The sequence below is a fragment of the Actinomyces faecalis genome (assembly GCF_013184985.2).
Lineage (GTDB): Bacteria > Actinomycetota > Actinomycetes > Actinomycetales > Actinomycetaceae > Actinomyces > Actinomyces faecalis.
Map to the genome: position 1 here is coordinate 806261 of NZ_CP063418.1, position 24731 is coordinate 830991.

The 24731-nt window shown below is 67.5% G+C and carries 13 protein-coding genes and 3 rRNA genes; 11 read left to right on the top strand and 5 right to left on the bottom strand.

What is annotated here, in order from left to right:
- Position 1: 1 nt before the first annotated feature.
- Together HRL51_RS03295 and HRL51_RS03300 are read right to left on the bottom strand one after the other, a co-directional pair.
- A complete protein-coding gene (locus HRL51_RS03295) occupies positions 2–445 on the bottom strand; it encodes an OsmC family protein (protein WP_172119533.1) in 444 nt (147 codons plus the stop codon).
- A 114-nt stretch (positions 446–559) separates the two neighbouring features.
- Positions 560–1057, bottom strand: a complete 498-nt coding sequence (locus HRL51_RS03300; protein WP_172119534.1) for a DUF2505 domain-containing protein — start codon at positions 1055–1057, stop codon at positions 560–562.
- A 55-nt stretch (positions 1058–1112) separates the two neighbouring features.
- Between HRL51_RS03300 and HRL51_RS03305 the strand changes: the two genes are divergently transcribed.
- Positions 1113–2573 (top strand): sensor histidine kinase, encoded by a 1461-nt coding sequence (locus tag HRL51_RS03305; protein WP_172119535.1) that lies wholly within the window; start codon positions 1113–1115, stop codon positions 2571–2573.
- Positions 2574–2654: 81 nt separating this feature from the next.
- Here the strand turns inward: HRL51_RS03305 and HRL51_RS03310 are convergent, their stop codons facing one another.
- Positions 2655–2903 (bottom strand): WhiB family transcriptional regulator, encoded by a 249-nt coding sequence (locus HRL51_RS03310; protein WP_172119536.1) that lies wholly within the window; start codon positions 2901–2903, stop codon positions 2655–2657.
- Between the two features lie 203 nt (positions 2904–3106).
- Positions 3107–6439, bottom strand: a complete 3333-nt coding sequence (locus HRL51_RS03315) for an FtsK/SpoIIIE domain-containing protein (RefSeq protein WP_172193374.1) — start codon at positions 6437–6439, stop codon at positions 3107–3109.
- Positions 6440–6550: 111 nt separating this feature from the next.
- Between HRL51_RS03315 and HRL51_RS03320 the strand changes: the two genes are divergently transcribed.
- On the top strand, positions 6551–7357 hold the full coding sequence (locus tag HRL51_RS03320; protein WP_172119538.1) for an SOS response-associated peptidase: 807 nt from the start codon (positions 6551–6553) through the stop codon (positions 7355–7357).
- Complete coding sequence (gene ligA / locus HRL51_RS03325; RefSeq protein WP_172193376.1) at positions 7354–9852, top strand: NAD-dependent DNA ligase LigA; 2499 nt, start codon at positions 7354–7356, stop codon at positions 9850–9852. Before HRL51_RS03320 ends, ligA begins: the two co-directional genes overlap by 4 nt.
- 118 nt (positions 9853–9970) lie before the next feature.
- Here ligA and HRL51_RS03330 read toward each other — a convergent pair whose 3' ends face one another.
- Positions 9971–11806: a L,D-transpeptidase family protein gene (locus HRL51_RS03330; protein ID WP_172193378.1), complete on the bottom strand. Its 1836-nt coding sequence runs from the start codon at positions 11804–11806 to the stop codon at positions 9971–9973.
- Between the two features lie 180 nt (positions 11807–11986).
- Here HRL51_RS03330 and gatC point away from each other — a divergent pair, with 180 nt between their 5' ends.
- From gatC to HRL51_RS03370, 8 genes are all read left to right on the top strand, one after another.
- On the top strand, positions 11987–12292 hold the full coding sequence (gene gatC, locus HRL51_RS03335) for an Asp-tRNA(Asn)/Glu-tRNA(Gln) amidotransferase subunit GatC (protein WP_172119541.1): 306 nt from the start codon (positions 11987–11989) through the stop codon (positions 12290–12292).
- A complete protein-coding gene (gatA, locus tag HRL51_RS03340) occupies positions 12289–13824 on the top strand; it encodes an Asp-tRNA(Asn)/Glu-tRNA(Gln) amidotransferase subunit GatA (protein ID WP_172193379.1) in 1536 nt (511 codons plus the stop codon). The genes gatC and gatA overlap by 4 nt, the downstream gene beginning before the upstream one ends.
- A 1-nt stretch (position 13825) precedes the next feature.
- Entirely contained in the window at positions 13826–15322 is a 1497-nt protein-coding gene (gatB, locus tag HRL51_RS03345) for an Asp-tRNA(Asn)/Glu-tRNA(Gln) amidotransferase subunit GatB (protein ID WP_172193381.1), read from the top strand.
- Between the two features lie 304 nt (positions 15323–15626).
- A complete protein-coding gene (locus HRL51_RS03350) occupies positions 15627–17012 on the top strand; it encodes an NAD-dependent malic enzyme (RefSeq protein ID WP_172119544.1) in 1386 nt (461 codons plus the stop codon).
- An 832-nt stretch (positions 17013–17844) separates the two neighbouring features.
- Positions 17845–19381: ribosomal RNA gene (locus tag HRL51_RS03355) — 16S ribosomal RNA — on the top strand.
- A gap of 345 nt (positions 19382–19726) precedes the next feature.
- Positions 19727–22883 (top strand): 23S ribosomal RNA (locus HRL51_RS03360).
- A 137-nt stretch (positions 22884–23020) separates the two neighbouring features.
- A 5S ribosomal RNA gene (rrf, locus tag HRL51_RS03365) occupies positions 23021–23137 on the top strand.
- Together the 16S, 23S and 5S rRNA genes form the textbook arrangement of a ribosomal RNA operon.
- A 253-nt stretch (positions 23138–23390) precedes the next feature.
- Positions 23391–24698: a threonine/serine exporter family protein gene (locus HRL51_RS03370; protein ID WP_172193559.1), complete on the top strand. Its 1308-nt coding sequence runs from the start codon at positions 23391–23393 to the stop codon at positions 24696–24698.
- The last annotated feature ends 33 nt before the right edge of the window (positions 24699–24731 follow it).

Genomic DNA, 24731 nt, shown 5'->3' on the forward strand with positions numbered 1-24731 from the left:
CTCAGTCCTTGTCGTCCAGCAGGTGCAGGCGCACAGCAGCACCTTTCTCGATCGTATGACCCACGGTGCAGCCGCGCTCGATCGCACTCTCGACCCGCTGGTGCAGGGTGGCTAGCTGCTCAGCGGTCAGGGAGGACAGGTCGGTGATGATCTGGACATCGAGATCGGAGTAGCGCTCCTCATCCTCGTTCTTGATCGAGGCGCAGATGACATTGGCCTCGAATTCCTCGCCCAGCGCCTTGGCCAGCCGGTGGTCGGCAGACAGGGTGTTGCAGGTGGCCAGGGCTATCTTGAGCAGCTCGCCGGGGGAGAGCTCACCCGGTCCCGTCCCCACGCGGACCTCACCGCCGCGCGCGTTGTGAGCCAGGTACTGGCGCGTGCCGGTGCGCTGGGCCCACACGGAGTTCGTCTCGGTGGGGGTGATGATGTCAGAGGTGTCAGTCATGGCTCGATCGTGTCATGTGAGGGGGAGGAGGACTAGTGCGTGGGCGCGCTGTTCGCCCCAGGCTGGCGGCGGTCAGGCGCGCTACCGGGCACACGTCGGTCACGGGGTGAAGGGTCAGTGGTCGGCGAGCCAGGCGGCCGCGCGCCTCTCCTCGTCGGTGACGACGGCGTCGACCATACTCATCGCCTTGTCCTCCAAGGACCGTCCCAGCAGAGGGACGTTGACACCGAGGTCCAGGTCCATGGTGAGCGTCGTGACCTGCGTCGTGGCCGGCCTCAGGCGTAGCCGGGCACCCAGGCGTACCGGTGCCCCGCTCACGGTGACCTCCATGCTGCCGTCGCGGGCGCCGTCGTCAGCCGGCTCGCCCCAGGACTCGCTCAGGGCGAAGCCGACGGCGGAGCGCACGAAGCGCGCGGCGGCCTGCGGCAGGCGGCTGGACGGGACCTGCCCGCGGACGGTGGAGACGAAGCCTCGGCCGCGCTCGGTGACCTCGACCTCAGCGTCCTCCAGGTCGACCCGGCTCAGGCGCCCACGCAGGTAGCGAGGGTCGGCCAGCATCTGGGTCACGCGCTGTGGCTCGGCGGGATAGGTAACTGTCACGGTCTTCTTCACGACCTAGATCCTGCCACGTGGCACGCCAGGCCCGGTGCCTCGGTACGATCCACCTGTGTCAAACCTCTTGCCGACCGCTATCCGTGGCCTCGTCGACCTGGACCCGGCCGACCTGGACTGGCTCCACCAGCTCGTGGCCGACTGGCAGGTGATCACGGACCTGTCGGTGTCCGACCTGGTCCTGTGGGCCAAGACCGACTCCGGGCGCTTCGTGGCCATCGCCCACTGCCGGCCCTCGGGCGGCAACACGGTCCACCTGGAGGACGTCATCGGGCGGCGCATGCCCACCGCCCGTGAGGCGATGGCTGTCGAGGCCTACGACGGCGAGCAGATCCTCGTGGCCTCGGACCCGGAGTGGACCGGGACGACGGCGGTGCGTGAGGAGTACGTGCCGGTGGTACGTGAGGGGCACGCCGTCGCGATCATGACGCGGGAGACCTCTGTGGGTCTGATCCGTGGCGGCAGGCTGGGGGACAAGCACCTGGAGGACCTGGCCGACTCTCTGTGCACGATGATCGCCGAGGGCACCTTCCCGATCCGCGGGGCCGGCACCACCATGAGGCACGGCACGCCACGCGTGGCCGACGGCGTGGTCCACCTCGACGACGAGGGCCGGGTCCGCTTCGCCACGCCGAACGCGTACTCCTGCTTCCACCGCCTGGGTATCGACGGTGAGCTGGAGGGATGTCAGCTTGCCGAGGCCGTGACCTCGATCATCCCGGAACGAACTCCGGTGGACGAGACGATGGCCGTGGTGCTCATGGGGCGTCAGGCCTGGCTCACTGAGGTCGAGGTGGGAGGAGCGTTCCTGTCGCTGCGCTCGATCCCGCTGACGCTGGGCGGGCACCGTGCCGGTGCCGTGCTGCTGGTGCGTGACGTCACCGAGATCCGGCGGCGTGAGCAGGTCCTGCTCAACAAGGACGCCACGATCCGCGAGGTTCACCACCGGGTGAAGAACAACCTGCAGACCGTCTCGGCGCTGCTGCGGATGCAGGGGCGCCGCGCCACCAACGACGAGACCCGAGAGGCCCTGGCCGAGGCCGAGCGCCGGGTCGCCACGATCGCCACCGTGCACGAGGCGCTGAGTCACAACGTCGACGAGACGGTCGACTTCGACGAGGTCTTTGCCTCCATCCTGCGCGGGGCGGCCTCGGTGGCCACCGCGACCGGGCGGGTCGCTACTCGCCTGGAGGGCAAGTTCGGAGTCGTCGAGGCTGATGCCGCCCAGGCCCTGGCCACGGTACTGGCCGAGCTGGTCACCAACGCCGTCGAGCACGGTCTGGAGGACCGCGACGGCACGGTGACCGTGACCGCGCAGCGAGAAGGGAGCCGGTTGGAGGTCCACGTCATCGACGACGGCCAGGGGGTGGCTCCGGGCAGGATCATGAGCGGGCTGGGCACACGCATCATCCAGACGCTGGTGCGCGGTGAGCTGCGGGGCTCGATCAGCTGGCAGTCCGCCGAGGGCGGGCAGGGCACGGACGTCGCCATCCACGCCCGCCTCCAGGAGTCCTGAACGGCAGGCCCACGACCGCCCGTGCTATGACAAGCGCCCCGAAGCCTAGGTTCCGGGGCGCTTGCTGTGAGGAGGGCCGGGTCAGGAGGAGCGGCGAGCGCGAGCGGCGCGGCGCTTGAGAGAACGGCGTTCGTCCTCGCTCATGCCTCCCCACACACCGGCGTCCTGGCCGTTCTCCAGCGCCCACTTCAGGCAGGTGTCAACGACGTCACAGCGAGCGCAGACCTCCTTCGCCTGAGCGATCTGGGCGATGGCAGGACCAGTGTTGCCAACGGGGAAGAAGAGCTCAGGGTCAACTGAAAGACATGCTGCCTGGCTGCGCCAGTCCATGAGGGCTCCCTTCGGGGTCGTTGCAGTCAGCTGCTCAGCTGAGGCGGTGCGCCTCGAAGGTGAACAGCGGGTGACCGCGTTCTGGGTCAACCCTCACACGTGGGCACAGGGAGGGCAAGAGATGCGCGATGAGACCTGTGCCTGAGATGCTGTCGTGATCCTCACAGGGGTCTTTCTCCACCTCGGTGCTATGCGTTGCTCGTTCAGGCGGGGCGAGCCACCTGGATCGGTTCTGCGCGACCGTGACGCACCAGCGCACCGCGTCCCGGCTGGGTGGGATGACGAGGGTCAGCCACCGCCCGCAGCGGGACTCCAGCCACCTGGGAGGTGGGACCGACCGTCGGCCACAGCACGATGAGGTCTGCCCGCGACCTCAGCTCGGCCAGGACGCCGCGAAAGCTGGTCGCCACCCGCTCGGTCAGGGCTGAGGCCAGGACCGTGCGGCCCTGTGACAGAGCCTGCTCGATGTGGCTGAGCCCGCTGCCTGCGCACAGGTCCAGGTCGTCGACGACGAGGGGATCTCGTGCTGCGCAGACAGCCCTGAGCGTGGCCAGAGTGGTTGAGCGTCCGGAACCTGCGGGCCCCACCACGAGCACCGAGCCTTCGGGGACGGGGAGCGGTGCAGCGTCGTCGCCTCCCACCGCCCAGACGGCCGCTGCGAGGCCGTCGGCGGTGGGCTCCAGGAGAAGGTCCGTGGGAACAGGCCGCAGCCCTCGAGGACCGGGCAGACGGCCCTTCTCTCCCGGCCCCGGAAGAAGGACCTGGCACTCCACCGGCCGGGACGCCTCCGGGTCGTAGCCCGACAGCACCCCTCGTCCTGGGACTGAGCCGGTCACCACGCCTCTGGGCAGACCGGCGACGGCCGCCTGGTCCCCCTGGCTGGCACCGAGCACCAGGCGGGTGCGCACCGTCGTCGCCCAGCGGGAGACGGAGTGTGACAGCGGTGCGCTGATGACCAGCCCGGTGCCTGTGACGCCACAGGCGCGGCACAGGGTCTCCAGCAGGACGAGCCCTTCACCGGGCCCGCGTGAGGCGTCGACAGCGGGCACCAGGCGGTCGACGTCGTCGAGGACCAGCACGTCGCCGCTGAGCGCTCCACCTGCTGCCAGCTCCCACAGCCGTGCCAGGCGGCGAGGGTCCTCCGGCCCGACCACGGTCCCGACCCCTGCGGCACCCTGTGCGAGCACGGGATAGCGCTGCCTGATCTGCTCGGGCAGGCCGCACAGGTGCACGCCGTGGCCGGGTGCCGGGCCGCCGTCTGCCAGGGCTGCGTCCAGGAGACCGAGAGCGGCTGAGGCCAGGGCCGTTGAGCGTCCGGACCCGGGTGAGCCCAGGACGAGCAGAGGCTGGTCCGGCCGCCACCTCCAGGCAGTGGTCCGCTGGTCCTCGGGCTCGTCGAGCAGCGCCAGCGCGATACCTGTGGACACCTCGTCGGACGGCTCGATCCTGGGACCGGGGCGCTGGGCGTGGTGCGGCAGGGGATCGGTCCAGGGGCGCCACGTCCTGGCACCGAGCCGGGAGGCCGCGGCGCACAGCTCGTCCACCATCTCGGCCACGCTCTGGACGACGCCGTCCTGCGAGCCGCACCACGGTGCCTGCAGCACCAGGCGCTCGGCCTCGTCCAGACCAGTGACCATGAGACGGCCGGGGCCACCGGACAGCTCGGCGGCCTGCGCGTGGCCAAGGACATCGCGAGAGTCAGCTGGGTCCAGGACCCGCAGGCACACGCGCAGCGAGATGTTGGCGCGCACGGTCTGGGACACTGCGCCGGACGGACGCTGTGTGGCCAGCACGAGGTGCAGGCCCAGGCTGCGCCCCTGCGCAGCGACCCGTACCAGGTTCTCCAGGACCTGTGGGTGGGAGCTGGCCAGGACGGCGAACTCGTCGACGACGATCACCAGCCGCGGCGGCGGGGACGCAGGAGCCGACCTGGTCGGGCACGCCGAGGAAGGTGCGCTCCCCGGCTGGTCCGAGCCCGGTGGCCGCAGCGACAGCGCCTCCCACGCCGCCAGGTCGGCCAGGGCGAGCCCGGCCAGGAGCCTCTCCCGACGGCGCACCTCGGCCTCCAGCGAGGCCAGGGCCCGTGCGGTCATGGCCGGGTCCAGGTCCGTCAGCACCCCGGCAGCGTGTGGCAGTCGTGTGAGGGGGCCGAAGGCCGAGCCTCCTTTGTAGTCCACGAGCACGAGACACAGCCGCTCAGGGGGCAGGGCGCAGGCCAGCTGGAGGAGCCAGGCCCGCAACAGCTCGGACTTGCCCGAGCCCGTGGTCCCTGCCACCAGGGCGTGAGGCCCGTGCTGGACCAGGTCGGCAACCGCCTGACCACGTGCACCGACTCCCAGCACCGCCTCCAGCCCGGTGGTAGCGGCTGGCGAGGACCACCTCAGCGCCACCTGGTCCTGGTCGACCTCACCGACGAGGTCGGACAGCAGGACCTGAGCCGGCACGGAGTCCTCCTGCGCACTGACATCGATGGCTGGTCCTGCCAGCGTGGTCGAGTGCTGCCTCCAGGCCTGGTCGATCAGGGTGGTGGCGGCCACGGCCCAGGTCTGTGACGGTGGCGCCGTGCGCGGAGGGACAGGGCGAACGGCCGTGGCCCAGGAAGGCAGGTGCTGGCTGCTGCCAGCCAGGCGAGCGGTAGCCGGTCGGCTGTCCTGCCCCCACCACAGCCGCCAGTACCCGTCCTGGTAGCGGGCCAGTCCCTGGCCGGTAGCGACCACCTGGGCGCACCACCAGGTCAGACAGCGCTGTGCGCGGGGGCCGGTCACCGCGACGCCCTCGCCTGCCGCCAGCTCCAGCAGGTTTCGTCGACGCCGGCGTCCCAGCCACGCGCTGAGCGTCGTCGTCTGTGGCACGGGTGCGGCGGGCTGGGCCAGGAGGAGGAGCATCTGAGCCGGGTCCGGCCTGCGGTGCTCCCAGCCCGTGGCTCCCCGGCGACGGCGTGCAGGACCGTGGCGGCGGCGCTCAGCACGCCCGACCAGCCGTGTGAGTACCAGCAGCGCCAGGGGCAGGGACATGAGCGCGCTGGACCAGCTGCGTGTGGAGGCACCGCGCGAGAGGACTAGGGTGAGCGCCCCGCCAGCCGTCGCCAGGACGGCGACGGCGGCCAGGAGGCGCCACCAGGGGCTACCCGTGGCGGGCGCCGGTACTGCGGGGCAGAGCCGGGACGGGCGGCGGCGCAGCTCCAGGCGGCTCGTGCCTACCTGGAGACGCTCGCCCTCGCGCCACACCGAGCCGCGTCGGAGCCGTCCAGCCGCCGGAAGGAGGAGAGGACCCAGACGCCGGCGTCTCCACAGCGGTGGGACGCTGCAGGCGACCGGGCTGACGACGACCCTCTCAGGCAGGACCTGGACGGCGAGCTGGCGACGTGAGGCAAAGGGATCAGTGAGGACCTCGCCCCGTCCGAGCACGAGGGTGCCGTGGGCGGGCAGCGCCAGGACGGCTCCGGCGTCGGGGCCGCTGACGACCGCGAGGTGCCAGGGCACGGTCAAGGAGACCAGGGCCTGTGCGGCCGGCGGGCACGTAGGAGCAGCTGCCATGCCTCGACCGTGCCAGGCGCGCGCCTGTCGCCGCTGGACGGCTGTGGAGGGTCGCCGTCCGGGGTGTCACGGCAGGTGCCTGTGGAGCCCGGGCTGTGACACCCTGAGGGTATGTGCGGACGCTACGGCTCCTGGAGCGCCGGGGCGGCGGTGGCTCGCTACTTCGACGCCGATCCCCTTCCCCCGACCGAGGAGGTCGAGGCCTCGTGGAACATCGCGCCAGGATCCGACGTGCGCGTCGTGGTCGAGCGTCTTGCCCGGGACAGCGCGGGAGACGACGACGTGCGTGCAGCCCGTCAGCTGCGTTGCGCACGCTGGGGGCTGCTGCCTGGCTGGGCCAGGCGGGCTGACGTCGCCTTCCGCGCCTTCAACGCACGCAGTGAGACCGCAGCGAGCAAGCCCACCTTCCGACAGGCCTTCCGCTCCTTCCGTGCCCTCGTGCCCGCCGACTGCTGGTACGAGTGGCGCCGCCCGGCTGTCGACAGCGTGAGCCCGGACGAGCCTGAGCGACCTCGGTCCCGTCCCTACGCCGTCAGCCGTCAGGACGAGGAGCCGCTCGCGCTGGCCGGGCTGTGCGCGTGGTGGCCAGTGCCGGCCTCGCACCCGGCGCCGCGGCCTGGTCCCAGCATCCACGACAAGGACGGGGCACGCTGGATGCTGACGTGCACCATCCTCACCCGCCCGGCGCGTGAGGAGCTTGCCTGGCTCCATGACCGCGAGCCGGTGGTGCTGGGTACCTCGGTGGTCGACCGCTGGCTGGACCCCTCACTACGTGAGCCTGGTGAGGTCTCGCACCTGCTGGAGCAGCCCGGCCCCGCGCTGCGGTGGTGGGAGGTCGGCCCCGAGATCGGCTCGGCACGCTCACGCGGTCCTCAGCTCGCCCTTCCCCTGCGCAAAGACGGCGAAGGGCTGGTATGAGGGAAGATGAGCTGGTGAGTACCCAGTCCACGTCCCCCGCCGTACCCCCCGCCGCCCCGTCCGGTCCTGCCGATGGCCTCCGGGCCGTGCCTGAGGCCCCCCGACGTCGCTGGGAGGAGCTGGCCGAGCTCGTCGAGCGAGCGCGTGCCGCCTACTACGACGCGCTGGACGGGCAGTCGACGACCTCGGACGCGGCCTACGACGCCCTGTACCGCGAGCTGGAGGACCTTGAGGCTGCCTGGCCGCAGCTGCGCACGCCAGCCTCGCCTACCCAGCGCGTCGGAGGGGAGCGAGCCCAGGCCTTCTCCCCGGTGGTCCACGCTGAGCGCATGTACTCCCTGCAGGACGTCTTCAGCCTGGAGGAGGTCCAGGAATGGGCTGAGCGGGTGGCAGGGGACCTGTCGACGAGCGACGAGGCGCTGGCCATGACCGCTGAGGTCAAGATCGACGGCCTCGCGGTCGCCCTGACCTACACCGACGGCGTGCTGACTCGGGCTGCGACGCGAGGCGACGGGACCACAGGTGAGGACGTGACGGCTAACGTGCGCACGATCGCCTCTGTCCCACAGTGCCTGAGCGGTCAGCAGGTCCCCAGGCTCATCGAGGTCCGGGGGGAGGTCTACTTCCCGGTAGAGGCCTTCGCTCGCTTCAACCAGGAGCGTCAGGAGGAGAACGCCCGGCGTCAGGCACGCAACCAGGCGCTAGAGGTGCAGGAGACCGGCAGGAGAGCGCGTCAGGAGTCCCTCCTGCAGGTCTTCGCCAACCCCCGGAACGCCGCCGCGGGGTCCTTGCGCCAGAAGGACCCCGAGGTCACCGCAGCGCGCCCGCTGGCCTTCATCGCCCACGGCATCGGGGCCTACACCCCTGCTCCGGGGCAGGAGCCGCCTGCGCTCCAGCACGAGTGGTACACGTTGCTGGCAGGATGGGGCCTTCCGGTATCTCCCTACAACGCCGTCGTCGCCGGCCGAGAGGAGCGTGAGGCCTATATCGCGCGCTACGCCGAGCACCGGCACGACCTCGTCCACGAGATCGACGGCATCGTCTTCAAGGTCGACTCACGCGACCAGCAGGCGCGCCTGGGCTACACCTCGCGCGTGCCACGGTGGGCCACCGCGTACAAGTACCCGCCGGAGGAGGTACACACCCGGCTGCTGGACATCGACGTCCAGGTGGGGCGGACCGGACGGGTCACGCCCTTCGGCATCATGGAGCCCGTCACCGTGGCCGGCTCCACCGTGGCCAGGGCGACGCTCCACAACGCCGAGGAGGTGGTGCGTAAGGGCGTGCGTATCGGGGACCTCGTGGTCCTGCGCAAGGCTGGCGACGTCATCCCGGAGATCGTGGGACCCGTCATGGAGGCCCGCGACGGTTCAGAGCGTGCCTTCGTCATGCCCGCGGCGTGCCCCTCGTGCGGCACGCCTCTCGCGCCGGCCAAGGAAGGAGACGTCGACCTGCGATGCCCCAACACGCGCTCGTGCCCGGCTCAGGTCACCGAGCGCGTGGCCCACGTGGGCTCACGCGGTGCGCTGGACGTCGAGGGCCTGGGGGACGAGGCCGCTGCTGCCCTGACCCAGCCGGACCTGGGACGTGAGGAGGCGCTCGCGGCCCTGGCTGCCGGGCACTACCTGGAGACCGAGCGCGGGCGCATCCGTCTGAGTGCCAAGGACCTGGAGAGCCTGGCTCCGGCCCAGCGCCTGGGGCTGGCGCGCCAGCGTCTGGAGGAGCACGGCGTCACCGAGCAGGTACCGGTGCTCTCTGGTGAAGCCGGTCTGTTCGACCTGTCGGTCCAGGACCTGCGGGACGTGGCTGTCTACCAGAGTGTCCGACGTCGGGGCGAGCCCACCGGGAACTGGCGCCTGGTGCGCTTCTTCTGGTCTAAGCAAACCTATACCCCGGACGGTGAGGTCCGGAAGGCAACGGCTCCGGGCAAGAACGCGACCGCGGTCCTGGCCCAGCTGGATGCGGCCAGGTCCCAGCCGCTGTGGCGGGTCCTGGTCGCTCTGTCGGTCCGGCACGTCGGGCCGACGGCGGCGCGTGCCCTGGCGACACGCTTCGGCTCGATGGAGGCCCTGCGGCAGGCCAGCCTCGAGGAGCTCAGCGACGTCGACGGCGTGGGGCCCACCATCGCCGCTGCATGGCTGGAGTGGCTTGAGGTCGACTGGCACCGCGAGATCCTGGACCGGTGGGCGGCTGCAGGCGTGCGTACCCAGGACGAGACCGTGGCACGCGCTCCGCAGACCCTGGCGGGACTGACCGTCGTCGTCACCGGCGCTCTGGAGCACTTCACCCGTGACGGGGCCAAGGAGGCCATTGTCGAGCGCGGGGGCAAGGCGTCAGGCTCGGTGTCGAGACGCACCAGCTACGTGGTGGTCGGCGAGAACGCCGGGTCAAAGGAGGCCAGGGCTCGCGAGCTCGGCGTACCCGTGCTGGACGAGGACGGCTTCCGAGCCCTGCTGGAGCACGGACCGGCCGAGGACGAGGAGCAGGCGGACTAGCCGGGGAAGCGGTCAAGCGGCACGGAGTGGCGCGACGAGGCCGGGGTGACAGGCGTGTCACCCCGGCCTCGTGCCGCCGGTCGTGGCACCCGGCTGGCCAGCCAGGTGCGTGGCAGGCTCAGTAGTGGCTGACCACGGTCGTGCCGATCTCGGCCCATGTGTAGATCCACTGGGCCTCGCTCACCGGCATGTTGAGACAGCCGTGTGAGCCGGAGTAGCCGAAGCTGGATCGCCAGGGGGCGCCGTGGAATGCGTAGCCGCCGTGGAAGTAGGTCACCCAGGGCACGTCAGGGGTGACGTAGCGCGAGCCGTCCACGTTGTCTCCTCGCATGGTCTGCGAGGCGTACTGCAGGTAGACCTTGAAGGTGCCGGTCACCGTCGGGGTCTCGGGAGCGCCGTCGACGATCGTGACCGGTCCGCGGACCACGGTCGCGCCCTCGTAGGCGGTGACGGTCTTGGCTGAGAGGTTGACGTCGACCCACTTCTCACCGGGTGCAGCCGGGTAGACGAGGTTCTCCGCGCCGTCGGCGATCGGGCGGTCCTCCCAGCCGGCCTCAACCTCAGACGTGACGAAGGAGCCGCTGTAGGCCTTGCCCTCGGTCAGGGACTGGGTGATCGCGCTCGTCAGGTCCTCGGAGTTGGACACGACGACGCCGTTGACAGCCTCAACCTGTGTGGCCACGACCTCGCCACGGGAGTTGACGTTGCGCTGTCCCGTCACCGGGTCCTTGCTCACCTGCGCGCCCTGGGCGGCGACCCACTCGCCGACCTTCGCAGCGTCGATCGAGACGGCAGGCGCGGTGTTCTCACCGGGCTCGATCCTGACCCAGGAGGCCTTGGCGGGACCGTCTGCTGTGAAGGTGGAGGCGGCGTCGGGGGTCGTCACGGTGACGTCGAGCGAGACGAGCTCGTTGGCCTTGTCCGCCGCCGACTGGGCGTCAGCGTCCGAGACGAGCGGGGCGACAGTGGTGTAGCCGAGCTCTACCGACTGTGACGTGAGGGTGGTGGCCGCCTTGGTGACGGCCTGCTCCAGCACGGCAGGGTCCAGGCCGGTGCCGTCAGCGGCCGGGGTCGTGGTGAAGGTGGCTCCGTCAGCACCCAGGGTGACAGTGGCGTCGACGGCCCTGGCCTGGTCCTCTGGGACCAGGCCAGCGGCGTAGGCAGCGACAGCGTCCGGGTCCGTGGTCGTGACGACCTTGACGTCGTTACCGGTGACCAGGGCCTTGAAGCGGTCGAGGACCTGTGCTGACCGCTCCATGGCGTTGTCGGCAGTGGCCTCAGCGTCCACGCTGGTCCCCAGGTCAGCGAGAGAGGCGGTGGCCTGGACGTCACCGCTGAGAGTCACGGTGGCGGAGTCTGCGCGCTGGGTGACGATCTGGACGATCTCGGAGCGGGTCTTTCCGGACACGTTGACCCCGCCCACGTTCGTACCGGGGACCGCGGTGTCGGCGTAGTGGGAGGCGTAGGCATAGCCTCCGGCCCCTGCGACCCCGACGAGGAGGAGCGCAGCCGCAGCGGTCCACAGAGGCCACCGTCGCTTGCGCGCAGGCTCAGGGCGGTGCCCGTGGGAACTGTCCTCGTCCAGCGAGGTTGACGTGTCCGTCTTGGCCTCAAGGCTGGCCTGAGAACCAGGTGCCGGGCTCGCAGGCGTCTGCGCCGTGCGGAGCGTCTGCGTGGGCGCCGGCGGGATTACTGAGGGCGTGTCGTCGGCAGCAGGAGCGGCTGTCTCGGAGACCGGGTGCGCGCTAGGGCTCGTGGAGGAGGTGACGGCAGGCAGGGACTCGGTGTCCGCACCCGTGGCAGCGCCGGAGACGGCAGCGGCGCCGAAGACAGAGGTACGTCGCACGCTCGGGGTCGCGTTGTAGGGCGTGGGAAGGACCTCGTCCGGGCCGGTGGACCCACCGGCCTGCGGGGCACAGGTGTCTGCTCCCTGGACCTTTTCCTCGTCGTGCATGCCTGTTTCCCAGTTCTGGGGTGCTCGTGCCGCCCCGGTCTGGCTCTACCTCACGCAGAGTCTGTGACGCCATGACAACGGTAGATAGTCCGATTGTCAATCAGGTGGGCTGGTGCGAGCCTGTGAGATCGTGCATGTGGCGTCACCGGCTTACCGTGGCGTCCGGCTAGACTCAGCGGCATGTCTGCCATCTCCAAGGACGAGGTCGCCCGGGTCGCGGCACTCGCACGTGTGGCCCTGACCGAGGAGGAGGTGACGCGCCTGGCCGGTGAGCTGGACGCCGTCGCCTCGTCCTTCGCCCGGGTCACCAGCGTCGTCACGCCTGACCTGCCTGCCACCTCACACCCTGTTCCGCTGACCAACGTGCTTCGCGAGGACGTCGCGGGCCCCACGCTCGACGTCGAGGAGCTCCTCGCCGGTGCCCCGGCGAGCGAGAGCTCCATGTTCCTCGTGCCGCAGATCCTGGGAGAGGACTCCGCCTCATGACCACCGCCCTCATCAAGGCCACTGCTGCCGAGCAGGCTGAGGCGCTGGCGAGCGGCGACCTCAGTGCCCGCGAGCTCACCCAGGCGCACCTGGACCGTATCGAGGCCGTCGACGGCGCTGTGGGGGCCTTCCTCGACGTCGACGCCACCAAGGCCCTGGCCGACGCGGACGCCGCGGACGCCGCTCGCGCCGAGGCTCGTAGCCAGGGGCGTGAGGTCCCGGTGCTGACCGGTGTGCCGGTAGCGGTCAAGGACCTCTTTGTCACCCGCGGACAGGTGACGACCGCTGCCTCCAGGATGCTTGAGGGCTGGGTCCCGCCCTACGACGCGACGGCGGTTGCCAACCTGCGCGCGGCGCACATGCCGGTCCTGGGCAAGACCAACCTCGACGAGTTCGCCATGGGCGGCTCGACCGAGCACTCGGCCTTCCACCGCACCGCTAATCCCTGGGACCTGGGACGTATCCCGGGCGGCTCCTCGGGCGGGTCCGCAGCCGCCGTCGGTGCCTTCGAGGCACCCCTGGCCCTGGGCACGGACACCGGTGGCTCGATCCGTCAGCCTGCGGCCGTCACGGGAACGGTCGGCGTCAAGCCGACCTACGGCACCGTCTCGCGCTACGGCGTCATCGCCATGGCCTCCTCCCTGGACACCCCCGGCCCCATGGCGCGGACCGTCCTGGACACGGCCCTGCTGCACGACGTCATGGCCTCCTACGACCCGCTGGACTCCACCTCTCTGTCCGACGCTCCTCGCGGCATGGCTGAGGTCGTGCGGGCGGCGCAGGCTGGCCGTGACCTCACCGGGCTTCGTGTGGGTGTCATCTCCGAGCTCGACGGCGGCGAGGGCTACCACGCCGGCGTCATGGACTCCTTCCACGCTGCCCTGACGCTGCTGGAGAGGGCGGGCGCGGTCGTCGAGCCCGTCTCCCTGCCGCACCTGGAGTACGCGCTGGACGCCTACTACCTCATCATGCCGGCTGAGGTCTCCTCCAACCTCGCCCGTTACGACGGCATGCGCTACGGCCTGCGTGTGGAGCCCACTGAGGGCCCTGTGACGGCGGAGACCGTCATGGCAGCCACCCGCGGGGCAGGGTTCGGTGACGAGGTCAAGCGTCGCATCATCCTGGGCACCCACGTGCTGAGCGCTGGCTACTACGACGCCTACTACGGCAGCGCCCAGAAGGTGCGCACGCTGGTCCAGCGTGACTTCGACGCCGCATGGGAGCGCTGTGACGTGCTGGTCTCGCCCACCGCGCCGGTGACAGCCTACCGGTTCGGGGAGAAGGACGACCCGCTGGCGATGTACAAGCTGGACGTCACCACGATCCCTGCCAACCTCGCTGGTGTCCCCGGCATGAGCCTGCCCTCCGGGCTGAGCGACGACGGGCTGCCGGTCGGCTTCCAGGTCCTTGCTCCCCAGCGGGCAGACGACCGCCTGTACCGGGTGGGTGCCGTGCTGGAGGCGACGCTGGAGGAGAGCTGGGGCGGTCACCTGCTGGACCGCGCCCCCGAGCTGAACGAGAAGGAGGCCTGAGATGGCTGACGAGCTCATGGACTACGACGAGGCGGTACGCCGTTTCGACCCGGTCATCGGCCTCGAGGTGCACGTCGAGCTGGGCACCGCCACCAAGATGTTCGACGCCGCCCCTGTCGCCTTCGGCGGGGAGCCGAACTCGCGCGTGACCCCCACCTCGGTGGGACTGCCTGGCGCCCTGCCGGTGGTCAACGCCAAGGGCGTGGAGTACGCCATCCGGATCGGCCTGGCGCTGGGCTGCCAGATCGCCGAGTCCTGTCGCTTCGCGCGCAAGAACTACTTCTACCCGGACCTGGCCAAGGACTTCCAGACCTCCCAGTCTGACGAGCCCATCGCTTTTGACGGGGCGCTGGAGGTCGAGCTGGAGGACGGCAGCTTCTTCACCGTCCCGATCGAGCGGGCCCATATGGAGGAGGACGCCGGCAAGAACACCCACATCGGTGGTGCGGACGGCCGTATCGAGGGCGCGGACCACTCACTGGTGGACTACAACCGTGCTGGTGTGCCCCTGGTTGAGATCGTCTCTCGCCCCATCATCGGCGCTGGTGCCAAGGCCCCGGAGGTCGCGGCCAGCTACGTGCGGACCCTGCGTGACATCTTCCGGGCCCTGGGGGTCTCCGAGGCCCGTATGGAGCGCGGGAACGTGCGTGCGGACGTCAACGTCTCCCTGCGCCCGAGCCCTGACGCCCCGTTGGGGACACGTACCGAGACCAAGAACGTCAACACCTTCCGCGGGATCGACGGCGTCATCCGCTACGAGATCCAGCGCCAGGCCGCCATCCTGGCTGCTGGGGGAGAGGTTCTCCAGGAGACGCGCCATGGTCAGGCTGACGGCACCACCAAGCCAGGCCGGGTCAAGTCAGATGCTGACGACTACCGCTACTTTCCGGAGCCTGACCTCGTGCCCGTGGCCCCGAGCCGGGAGTGGGTTGAGCAGATTCGCGCCTCGCTGCCAGAGATGCCGGCTGCCAAGCGCCGTCGGCTCAAGGATGAGTGGAGGCTGGCAGATGAGGAGATGCGCGACGTCGTCAATGCTGGCGCGCTGGAGCTCATTGAAGCCACGACACTCGCCGGAGCCAGTGGTCAGGCTGCCCGTAAGTGGTGGATGGGAGAGCTCTCCCGTGCCGCCAAGGAGCAGGAGGTCGCTCTGGAGGAGCTGGCGGTCACCCCGCAGCAGGTAGCCCAGCTCCAGAAGCTGGTCGACGACGGCCGGCTGACGGACAAGCTGGCCCGCCAGGTCCTCGAAGGGGTCCTGGCTGGTGAGGGAGACCCCGAGGCTGTCGTCGAGGCGCGAGGTCTGGAGGTCGTCTCTGACGACTCCGCCCTGCTGGCTGCCGTCGACGAGGCGCTGGCGGCTAACCCGGACGTCGCTGACAAGATCCGCGGCGGCAAGGTCCAGGCCGCGGGCGCGATCGTGGGCGCGGTCATGAAGGCCACCCGAGGCCAGGCGGACGCCAAGCGTGTGCGTGAGCTGGTCATGGAGCGCGTCGGTGCCTGACGCGTCTGCGGGACTGTTCTAAGACGGTGCCGATGGTCTCGGGCGGCAGGTCCTCCTGCCGCCCGAGACCATGTCTGTGTCGCAGGCTCCCGCCTGCCCGGTGGAGGGCTGCCGCCGGCGGTCAGGCGCGACTACGGCGGCTGCGTGCTCAGGCGCTCGGTGAGGGACGCCGTCGTCCTACGGCAGCATCTCGAAACGTGGACAGTGAGTGAACAGGTGTTCTCTGCCTCGGACTAGGCTCGTGATGTTCCGCAACGAGGGTCGCGCGGCGTGTGCGCTGACCACAGACGCAGAGGAAGAGCCCATGGCCCACCCCAGTCCCAGCTACACCGTCGCGCTCCACCTGGAGGTGCCTGCCTCGCAGAAGGCAGTGACCACCCTCGTGGACACCGCCTCGGCAACCGGTGCGATCGTCAACGGTGTCGACGTGGCCGACACCGACGGCGACACGCTCATCGTCGACCTCACCGCAGACACCCGCGACTCCAAGCACCGCGGCGAGCTGGTCGAGGCGCTCAGGTCGATCGAGGACGTGACCGTCCACAACGTCGGTGACTCCACCTTCCTGGCCCACGTGGGAGGCAAGGTCGAGATCGCTCCACGTACGCCGATCCACAACCGCCGTGACCTGGCACGTGTCTACACTCCTGGCGTCGCGCGTGTGTGCAAGGCGATCTACGACCACCCTGAGCGTGCTCGTCAGCTGACCATCAAGCGCAATACAGTCGCTGTCGTCACCGACGGCACGGCTGTGCTCGGTCTGGGGGACATCGGTCCGGAGGCCTCGATGCCGGTGATGGAGGGCAAGGCCGTCCTGTTCAAGCAGTTCGGTGGGGTCGACGCCTGGCCGGTTGCCCTGGACACCAAGGACCCGGAGGAGATCATCAGGATCGTCAAGGCCATCGCTCCCGCGTACGGGGGTATCAACCTGGAGGACATCGCAGCCCCTAAGTGCTTCGACATCGAGGCGCGCCTACGGGAGGAGCTGGATATCCCCGTCTTCCACGACGACCAGCACGGTACCGCCGTGGTGACTCTGGCCGCGCTCATCAACGCTCTGAAGATCGTGGGCAAGAAGATCGAGGACGTCCGCATCGTCCTGTCCGGCGTGGGCGCAGCGGGCACAGCGATCGCCAAGCTGCTCATGGCGCACGGTGCCACGGACATCGTCGGCTACGGCCGCGACGGTGCGCTGGACGGTGCGCACACCGAGGGCATGAACGAGCACCGCAAGTGGCTGGCTGAGAACACCAACCCGCGTGGCGTGACGGGCAGCCTCAAGGACGGTCTTGCCGGGGCGGACGTCTTCATCGGCGTGTCCGGGCCGAACCTGCTGGAGCCCGAGGATCTTGCGGTCATGAACAAGGACGCCATCGTCTTCGCCATGGCGAACCCGACTCCTGAGGTCGACCCGATCGGAGCCGCAGACCATGCCGCGGTGGTGGCCACCGGTCGCTCCGACTTCCCGAACCAGATCAACAACGTGCTGGTCTTCCCTGGGCTGTTCCGTGGTCTGCTGGACGCAGGCATCGTCGATATCTCCACCGACCTCCTGCGAGCGGCGGCCACCGGCATCGCCAGCGTCATCGCTCCGGAGGAGCTCAGCCCGGTCTACATCATCCCCGGCGCGTTCGACACCCGGGTGGCCGACGCCGTGGCTCGCGCCGTGCGCAAGTTCGCGGAGTCCTGAGCCGACGGCGCAGCCGGTCCCGGACCACCGCGAGCCTCGGACCTGCGCCTGTGCCGGCCGGCTGGGGTCCGCTGGTCTCAGCGCAGCCAGCTGTCACCGACCTCGGGTGCCCACCAGCGTCCTAGGCCCGACGCGTCGCCAGCTGTCGTGAGCAAGACGACGATACAGCCAGTCACCGACGGGGTTGACGAGTACGGCGACGAAGGACTCCAGGGAATGTCCTTCCGTGACGGCCCTGAAAAAGCCCTCAGAGCTCCTAGTCAGAGAATCCGGCGAAACCGGAGCCAGGGATGTTGCGTGCCGAATTCACCCGCGCTGAGTAGAGGCTGTGACAGGGAGGGGACGTCGTCCGACTGTGTGGGTCAGGTCATGCTGTCTCAGGTTGACGATGCTGGGTGAGGTCTGGCTAGAGTATTCCCCGTTGCGCAGAGCGCTTGGGAAGCAAACCGAGTGCTCTCGTAGTTCCGAGGATAGGGATCCTCAGACGATGTGATCGGGATCAATGATCATCGACTTGACATCGAGTGAACAGATCTCCTAATCTAGCGGATGTCGCTCGCCGGAGCGAGAAGCCCTTCCGAGGGATTCAAGATCCGGGTGGGTGTGTTGTTTGAGAACTCGATAGTGTGTCATGTTTTTTATGCCATAGTGGGGATGGCTGGGCTCTTGTTTTGGGGTCTGGTTGTTCTTGTTTTGTTTTTGGTTTGCCTGCCTTTGGTCCTGTTTTTGGGGTCTGGGGTGGGTTGGGCCTGGTCTGGTTTTCTGGGCTTTTGTGCTTTCTGTGGGCTGGTCCTGGCTGTTGTGGTTGGGGTTGGTTTATGGTTTGTGTTTTTGTTTGGAGAGTTTGATCCTGGCTCAGGACGAACGCTGGCGGCGTGCTTAACACATGCAAGTCGAACGGTGATCCTCAAGCTTGCTTGGGGTGATGAGTGGCGAACGGGTGAGTAACACGTGAGTAACCTGCCCCCTTCTTCTGGATAACTGCTTGAAAGGGTAGCTAATACGGGATATTCTGGCCTGCTCGCATGGGTGGGTTTGGAAAGGGTTTTCTGGTGGGGGATGGGCTCGCGGCCTATCAGCTTGTTGGTGGGGTGATGGCCTACCAAGGCGGTGACGGGTAGCCGGCCTGAGAGGGTGGACGGCCACACTGGGACTGAGACACGGCCCAGACTCCTACGGGAGGCAGCAGTGGGGAATATTGCACAATGGGCGCAAGCCTGATGCAGCGACGCCGCGTGAGGGATGGAGGCCTTCGGGTTGTGAACCTCTTTCGCCAGTGAAGCAGGCCATCTCCTTGGGGGGTGGTTGACGGTAGCTGGATAAGAAGCGCCGGCTAACTACGTGCCAGCAGCCGCGGTAATACGTAGGGCGCGAGCGTTGTCCGGAATTATTGGGCGTAAAGAGCTCGTAGGCGGCTGGTCGCGTCTGTCGTGAAATCCTCTGGCTTAACTGGGGGCTTGCGGTGGGTACGGGCCGGCTTGAGTGCGGTAGGGGAGACTGGAATTCCTGGTGTAGCGGTGGAATGCGCAGATATCAGGAGGAACACCGGTGGCGAAGGCGGGTCTCTGGGCCGTTACTGACGCTGAGGAGCGAAAGCGTGGGGAGCGAACAGGATTAGATACCCTGGTAGTCCACGCCGTAAACGTTGGGCACTAGGTGTGGGGGCTCTTTCCGGGGTGTCCGCGCCGTAGCTAACGCATTAAGTGCCCCGCCTGGGGAGTACGGCCGCAAGGCTAAAACTCAAAGGAATTGACGGGGGCCCGCACAAGCGGCGGAGCATGCGGATTAATTCGATGCAACGCGAAGAACCTTACCAAGGCTTGACATGTGAGCGTCTGCCTCAGAGATGGGGCTTCCTCCTTGTGGGGCGCTCTCACAGGTGGTGCATGGTTGTCGTCAGCTCGTGTCGTGAGATGTTGGGTTAAGTCCCGCAACGAGCGCAACCCTTGTCCCGTGTTGCCAGCACGTCGTGGTGGGGACTCGCGGGAGACTGCCGGGGTCAACTCGGAGGAAGGTGGGGATGACGTCAAATCATCATGCCCCTTATGTCTTGGGCTTCACGCATGCTACAATGGCCGGTACAGTGGGTTGCGATGTCGTGAGGCGGAGCGAATCCCTTAAAGCCGGTCTCAGTTCGGATCGGTGTCTGCAACTCGACACCGTGAAGCTGGAGTCGCTAGTAATCGCAGATCAGCAACGCTGCGGTGAATACGTTCTCGGGCCTTGTACACACCGCCCGTCACGTCATGAAAGTCGGCGACACCCGAAGCCCGTGGCCCTACGGGGAGCGGTCGAAGGTGGGGCTGGTGATTGGGACGAAGTCGTAACAAGGTAGCCGTACCGGAAGGTGCGGCTGGATCACCTCCTTTCTAAGGGGAGTGTGGCAGGTGCGTGGTGCTGGTGACGGTCCCCCTTTTGTGGTGGGGGGCGGCTGGTGGTCGTGCCTGTCTCGGAGCGCTGTGGTGTAGGGGACCGTCGGGGTGCCTTCCTCTTGGGGGGTGCCTGGGCGTCCTGGCCGGCCCTGTTGGGGGCTGGTCCGGGGGTGGCACGCTGTCGGGGTCTGGGGCAGTGCGCCCTAGGGGGCCTGGCTGCGGGTCCGGTTGCGCGTGGTGCGTGGCTGGGGCCTGTGGTGTGGGTGGGTTGGTTGTGAACTGTATAGTGGACGCGAGCATCTTTGATCTTTGCGCACGCACGCGTGTTGCGTGTGTGTTGTTTTGTTTGTTTTTTTGAGCGTTCGGTGGATGCCTTGGCATCAGGGGCCGATGAAGGACGTGGTGGCCTGCGATAAGCCTCGGGGAGCCGGCTGACGGGCTGTGATCCGAGGGTGTCCGAATGGGGGGACCCGGCACGAGCTATGTCGTGTCACTCGTGCCTGAATTCATAGGGTGCGGGGGGTGACGCGGGGAAGTGAAACATCTCAGTACCCGTAGGAGAAGATATTCCGTGAGTAGTGGCGAGCGAAAGCGGAGGATGGTGAAACCGTGTGCGTGTGATACCCGGCAGGGGTTGCGTGGGCGGTGTTGTGGGGCGTGCTCTTCCACCTTCTGCCGGGGGTGGGCGCAGTAAGAAACTGGTGTGGTAGCTGAACCTCCTGGGAAGGGGGGCCGGAGCGGGTGACAGCCCCGTAGGCGAAACCGTGCTGGCTGCGTGGGCGTGTTCCCTAGTAGCACGGGGCTCGTGGAATCCTGTGTGAATCTGCCAAGACCACTTGGCTGCCTGAATACCTCCTGATGACCGATAGCGGATGAGTACCGTGAGGGAATGGTGAAAAGTACCCCGGGAGGGGAGTGAAACAGTACCTGAAACCGGGCGCTTGCAAGCCGTCAGAGCCTCTCCTTGGGGGTGATGGCGTGCCTATTGAAGAATGAGCCTGCGAGTTAGTGCCGTGTCGCGAGGTTAACCCTTGGGGGGTAGCCGTAGCGAGAGCGAGTCTGAAAGGGCGTCTGTAGTGGCACGGTCTAGACCCGAAGCGGGGTGATCTACCCATGGCCAGGTTGAAGCACGTGTAAGAGCGTGTGGAGGACCGAACCCACCTAGGTTGAAAACTGGGGGGATGAGCTGTGGGTAGGGGTGAAAGGCCAATCAAACTCCGTGATAGCTGGTTCTCCCCGAAATGCATTTAGGTGCAGCGTCTCGTGGTCCCCGGCGGAGGTAGAGCTACTGGGTGGCTGATGGGCCCCACAGGGTTACTGACGTCAACCAAACTCCGAATGCCGTCCGGGTGCAGCGGGGCAGTGAGACAGCGGGGGATAAGCTCCGTTGTCGAGAGGGAAACAGCCCAGATCGCCGGCTAAGGCCCCTAAGCGTGTGCTAAGTGGGAAAGGATGTGCGGTCGCGCAGACAACCAGGAGGTTGGCTCAGAAGCAGCCATCCTTGAAAGAGTGCGTAATAGCTCACTGGTCAAGTGATCGTGCGCCGACAATGTAGCGGGGCTCAAGCACACCGCCGAAGCCGCGGACCTGCCACGTGTTCCCTACCGGGTGTTGTGCCTGGTCAGGGGTGGTGGGTGGTAGGGGAGCGTCCTGCACCGGGTGAAGCCGTGGAGTGATCCAGCGGTGGACGGTGCGGGAGTGAGAATGCAGGCATGAGTAGCGATACTAGGGTGGGAAACCCTAGCGCCGAATGACCAAGGGTTCCAGGGCCAGGCTAGTCCGCCCTGGGTGAGTCGGGACCTAAGGCGAGGCCGACAGGCGTAGTCGATGGATGACGGGTTGATATTCCCGTACCGGCGAAGCACCGCCCATGCTGACGCGCGGGTGCTGACCCACGCCCGGCACCACGATCGCGCCTCCTGGTGGCTTCGGCTGCTGGTTGGTGTGGTGGTGCGGGGTCTGGGGACCCTCCGTGCAGGTAGGCAAGCGTGTTAACAGGGGTGACGCACAGTGGTAGCCTCCGCGGGCCTGATGGCTTGGCCCGTTCAAGCGAGCAGCCCGACAGCCAGGTAAATCCGGTTGTCTTCCTTTGATGGTGAGGGTGAGACGTGATGGTGACCCGCCTTCGGGTGGGGATAGCAGGGTGATCCTGGGGTGCCGAGAAAAGCCTCGACGCGATGGTGCCAGCCGCCCGTACCCTAAACCGACACAGGTGGTCGGGCAGAGTATGCCTAGGCGCACGAGTGAATCATGGTGAAGGAACTCGGCAAAATGCCCCCGTAACTTCGGGAGAAGGGGGGCCCGAGCCCTGAGGCCCCGTCTGCGGGCTGGGGGTGAGGGTCGCAGAGACCAGGGAGAAGCGACTGTTTACTAAAAACACAGGTCCGTGCGAAGCCGCAAGGCGATGTATACGGACTGACGCCTGCCCGGTGCTGGAAGGTTAAGAGGAACCGTCAGCCCCCTTTGGGGGTGAAGCGGTGAATTTAAGCCCCAGTAAACGGCGGTGGTAACTATAACCATCCTAAGGTAGCGAAATTCCTTGTCGGGTAAGTTCCGACCTGCACGAATGGCGTAACGACTTCTCCGCTGTCTCCACCATGAGCTCGGCGAAATTGCACTACGAGTAAAGATGCTCGTTACGCGCAGAAGGACGGAAAGACCCCGGGACCTTTACTACAGCTTGGTATTGGCGCCCGCTATGGCTTGTGCAGGATAGGTGGGAGACCGTGAGGCAGCCACGCCAGTGGCTGCGGAGTCGTCGTTGAAATACCACTCTGGCTATGGCGTGCGCCTGAACCTCGGCCCGTGATCCGGGTCAGGGACAGTGCCTGGTGGGTAGTTTAACTGGGGCGGTTGCCTCCTAAAGAGTAACGGAGGCGCTCAAAGGTTCCCTCAGCCTGGTCGGCAACCAGGTGTTGAGTGCAAGTGCACAAGGGAGCTTGACTGCGAGACCGACGGGTCGAGCAGGTACGAAAGTAGGAACTAGTGATCCGGCGATCCCGAGTGGGTGGGTCGTCGCTCAACGGATAAAAGGTACCCCGGGGATAACAGGCTGATCCTGCCCAAGAGTCCATATCGACGGCATGGTTTGGCACCTCGATGTCGGCTCGTCGCATCCTGGGGCTGGAGCAGGTCCCAAGGGTTGGGCTGTTCGCCCATTAAAGCGGTACGCGAGCTGGGTTTAGAACGTCGTGAGACAGTTCGGTCCCTATCCTCTGCGCGCGCAGGATACTTGAGAAGGCCTGTCCCTAGTACGAGAGGACCGGGACGGACGAACCTCTGGTGTGCCAGTTGTCCCGCCCGGGGCACGGCTGGTTGGCTACGTTCGGGAAGGGTAACCGCTGAAAGCATCTAAGCGGGAAACCATCTTCAAGATGAGGTATCCGCACCACCTTCGGGTGGTGGCAGGCCCCCAGCAGACTACTGGGTTGATAGGCCGGACGTGGAAGACCTGTAAGGGTTGGAGCTGACCGGTACTAATGGGCCGACACAAACACCAAACACCCACCCCCCATTGCTGGGGGTGGGGGCAGGCCACGGCTGCTGCGCGTCCACTATACGGTCCAGGACCAACCCAACCACCACACCAGGCTCACCACACCACACCTCGTGGTGGGCACTGCCCGAGCAGACTGTCTCGGTGGTCATAGCGGGGGAGCCACGCCCGGTCCCATTCCGAACCCGGAAGCTAAGACCCCCAGCGCCGATGGTACTGCACCCGCCAGGGTGTGGGAGAGTAGGACACCGCCGAGCACACAACCACACAGATCGGGACACAGGCCCCGCACCCCCACCCCCGCAACACACGGGCGGCCCCCGGGGGCGCGGGGCCAACCCACACCCCCACAACACACACACGGGCACCACCGTGGACAACACCACCAGTGCGCCCCGCCCCTTTGTCTAGCCTCACGCCACGACTATCAACGATGATGGAGGCGTGACGCATCCCCATGACTTCCATCAACCGATCCATCCTGACCTGACCCTCGACGCCGACCGGCTCATGCTGCAGTCGGCTGTGGTCCTGAGACTGGGCACGATGATGCTTGCAGCAGGTGCTGGCTCCTATCGTGTGAAGTCATCGATGGCGAAGGCCGCGGCTGCCGTCGGCCTGGACCGCCACGAGGCCACAGTGACGATGACGGAGATCGTGACCTCGTCCTATGTCGGCGACCGCTTCCGTACTGAGGCCGCAGAGGTACGCCGTGTCGGCGTGAACGTCGACCGCCTCGAGGCCCTGCGACGGATCGTCCACGACCTCAATGAGCACGAGCGCGTCGAGGAGCTCAACAGGAAGCTCGACGAGGTTCAGCGTATGCACGGGCGCTACGGCGTCTTTGCCAACGCCGCTGCCTCAGGGGTGGCCTGCGCGGGATTCTGTTTCCTGAACCAGGGGGGCTGGGTCGAGTGTCTGGCGGTTCTGTTTGCCGCCTCCCTCGGCCAGGCGGTGCGTAGGCAGATGCTAGAGCGACACTTCCAGCACTTCTTTACCTGGATCGTCTGCGGCGTGGTCGCGTCGTCGGTGTACATGGCGCTCGTGACCCTGCTGGGGGCTTTCAACCTCATTGACGGCAACCACCAGGGAGGCATCATCTCTGCGATCCTCTTCCTGATTCCAGGCTTCCCGATGGTGACCGCGATGCTTGACCTGGCTCGTCAGGACTTCTCCTCCGCCGTGTCCCGGGCGTCCTACGTGATGCTGGTGATGGCCGCTGCTGGTGTGGCGGTGTGGACGGTGACCTTTATCTTCCACTGGGACGTCGAGGCGACCTACGTCTACAAGCCTGAAGGCCTCCTGCTGTACGGCCTGAGGATCTTCTGCTCGTTCATCGCTGCCTATGGCTTCGCCATGCTCTTCAACGCCGGCCCGAAGGCGGCCGGCTTGGCGGCTACGGTCGGAGCGCTGGCGAACACGGGGCGCCTGCTGCTCATTGACGAGTTCTCCGTGCCGTGGCAGCTGGCCGTAGGCCTCGCGGCGGTTGTGATCGGCTTGCTGGCTCAGGCATTCGTCTCCCGCGCGTCCCTGTCGCGGGTGGCCTTGTCCGTTCCCGCCGTGGTCATCATGATCCCGGGTGTGCCGTTCTACCGTGCGATCTCTGCGCTGAATGACCAGACTGTGGCCCCTCACGCAGCGGTCGGCGTGGCGGCGACGAACCTTGCCGAGGTGTTCTTCGTGATCACGGCAATCGGTGTCGGCCTCGCCATGGCACGCATTCTGACCGACTACCGGTGGCGGCACGACGTCCCGACCTCCGCCGTGGCCTCCTTCCTGCCCTCCCACGGATCCGGCTCGGAGCCAGGGCGTTCCTGACACCGGCGCACGACTGCGACGAAGCGGGGCCCC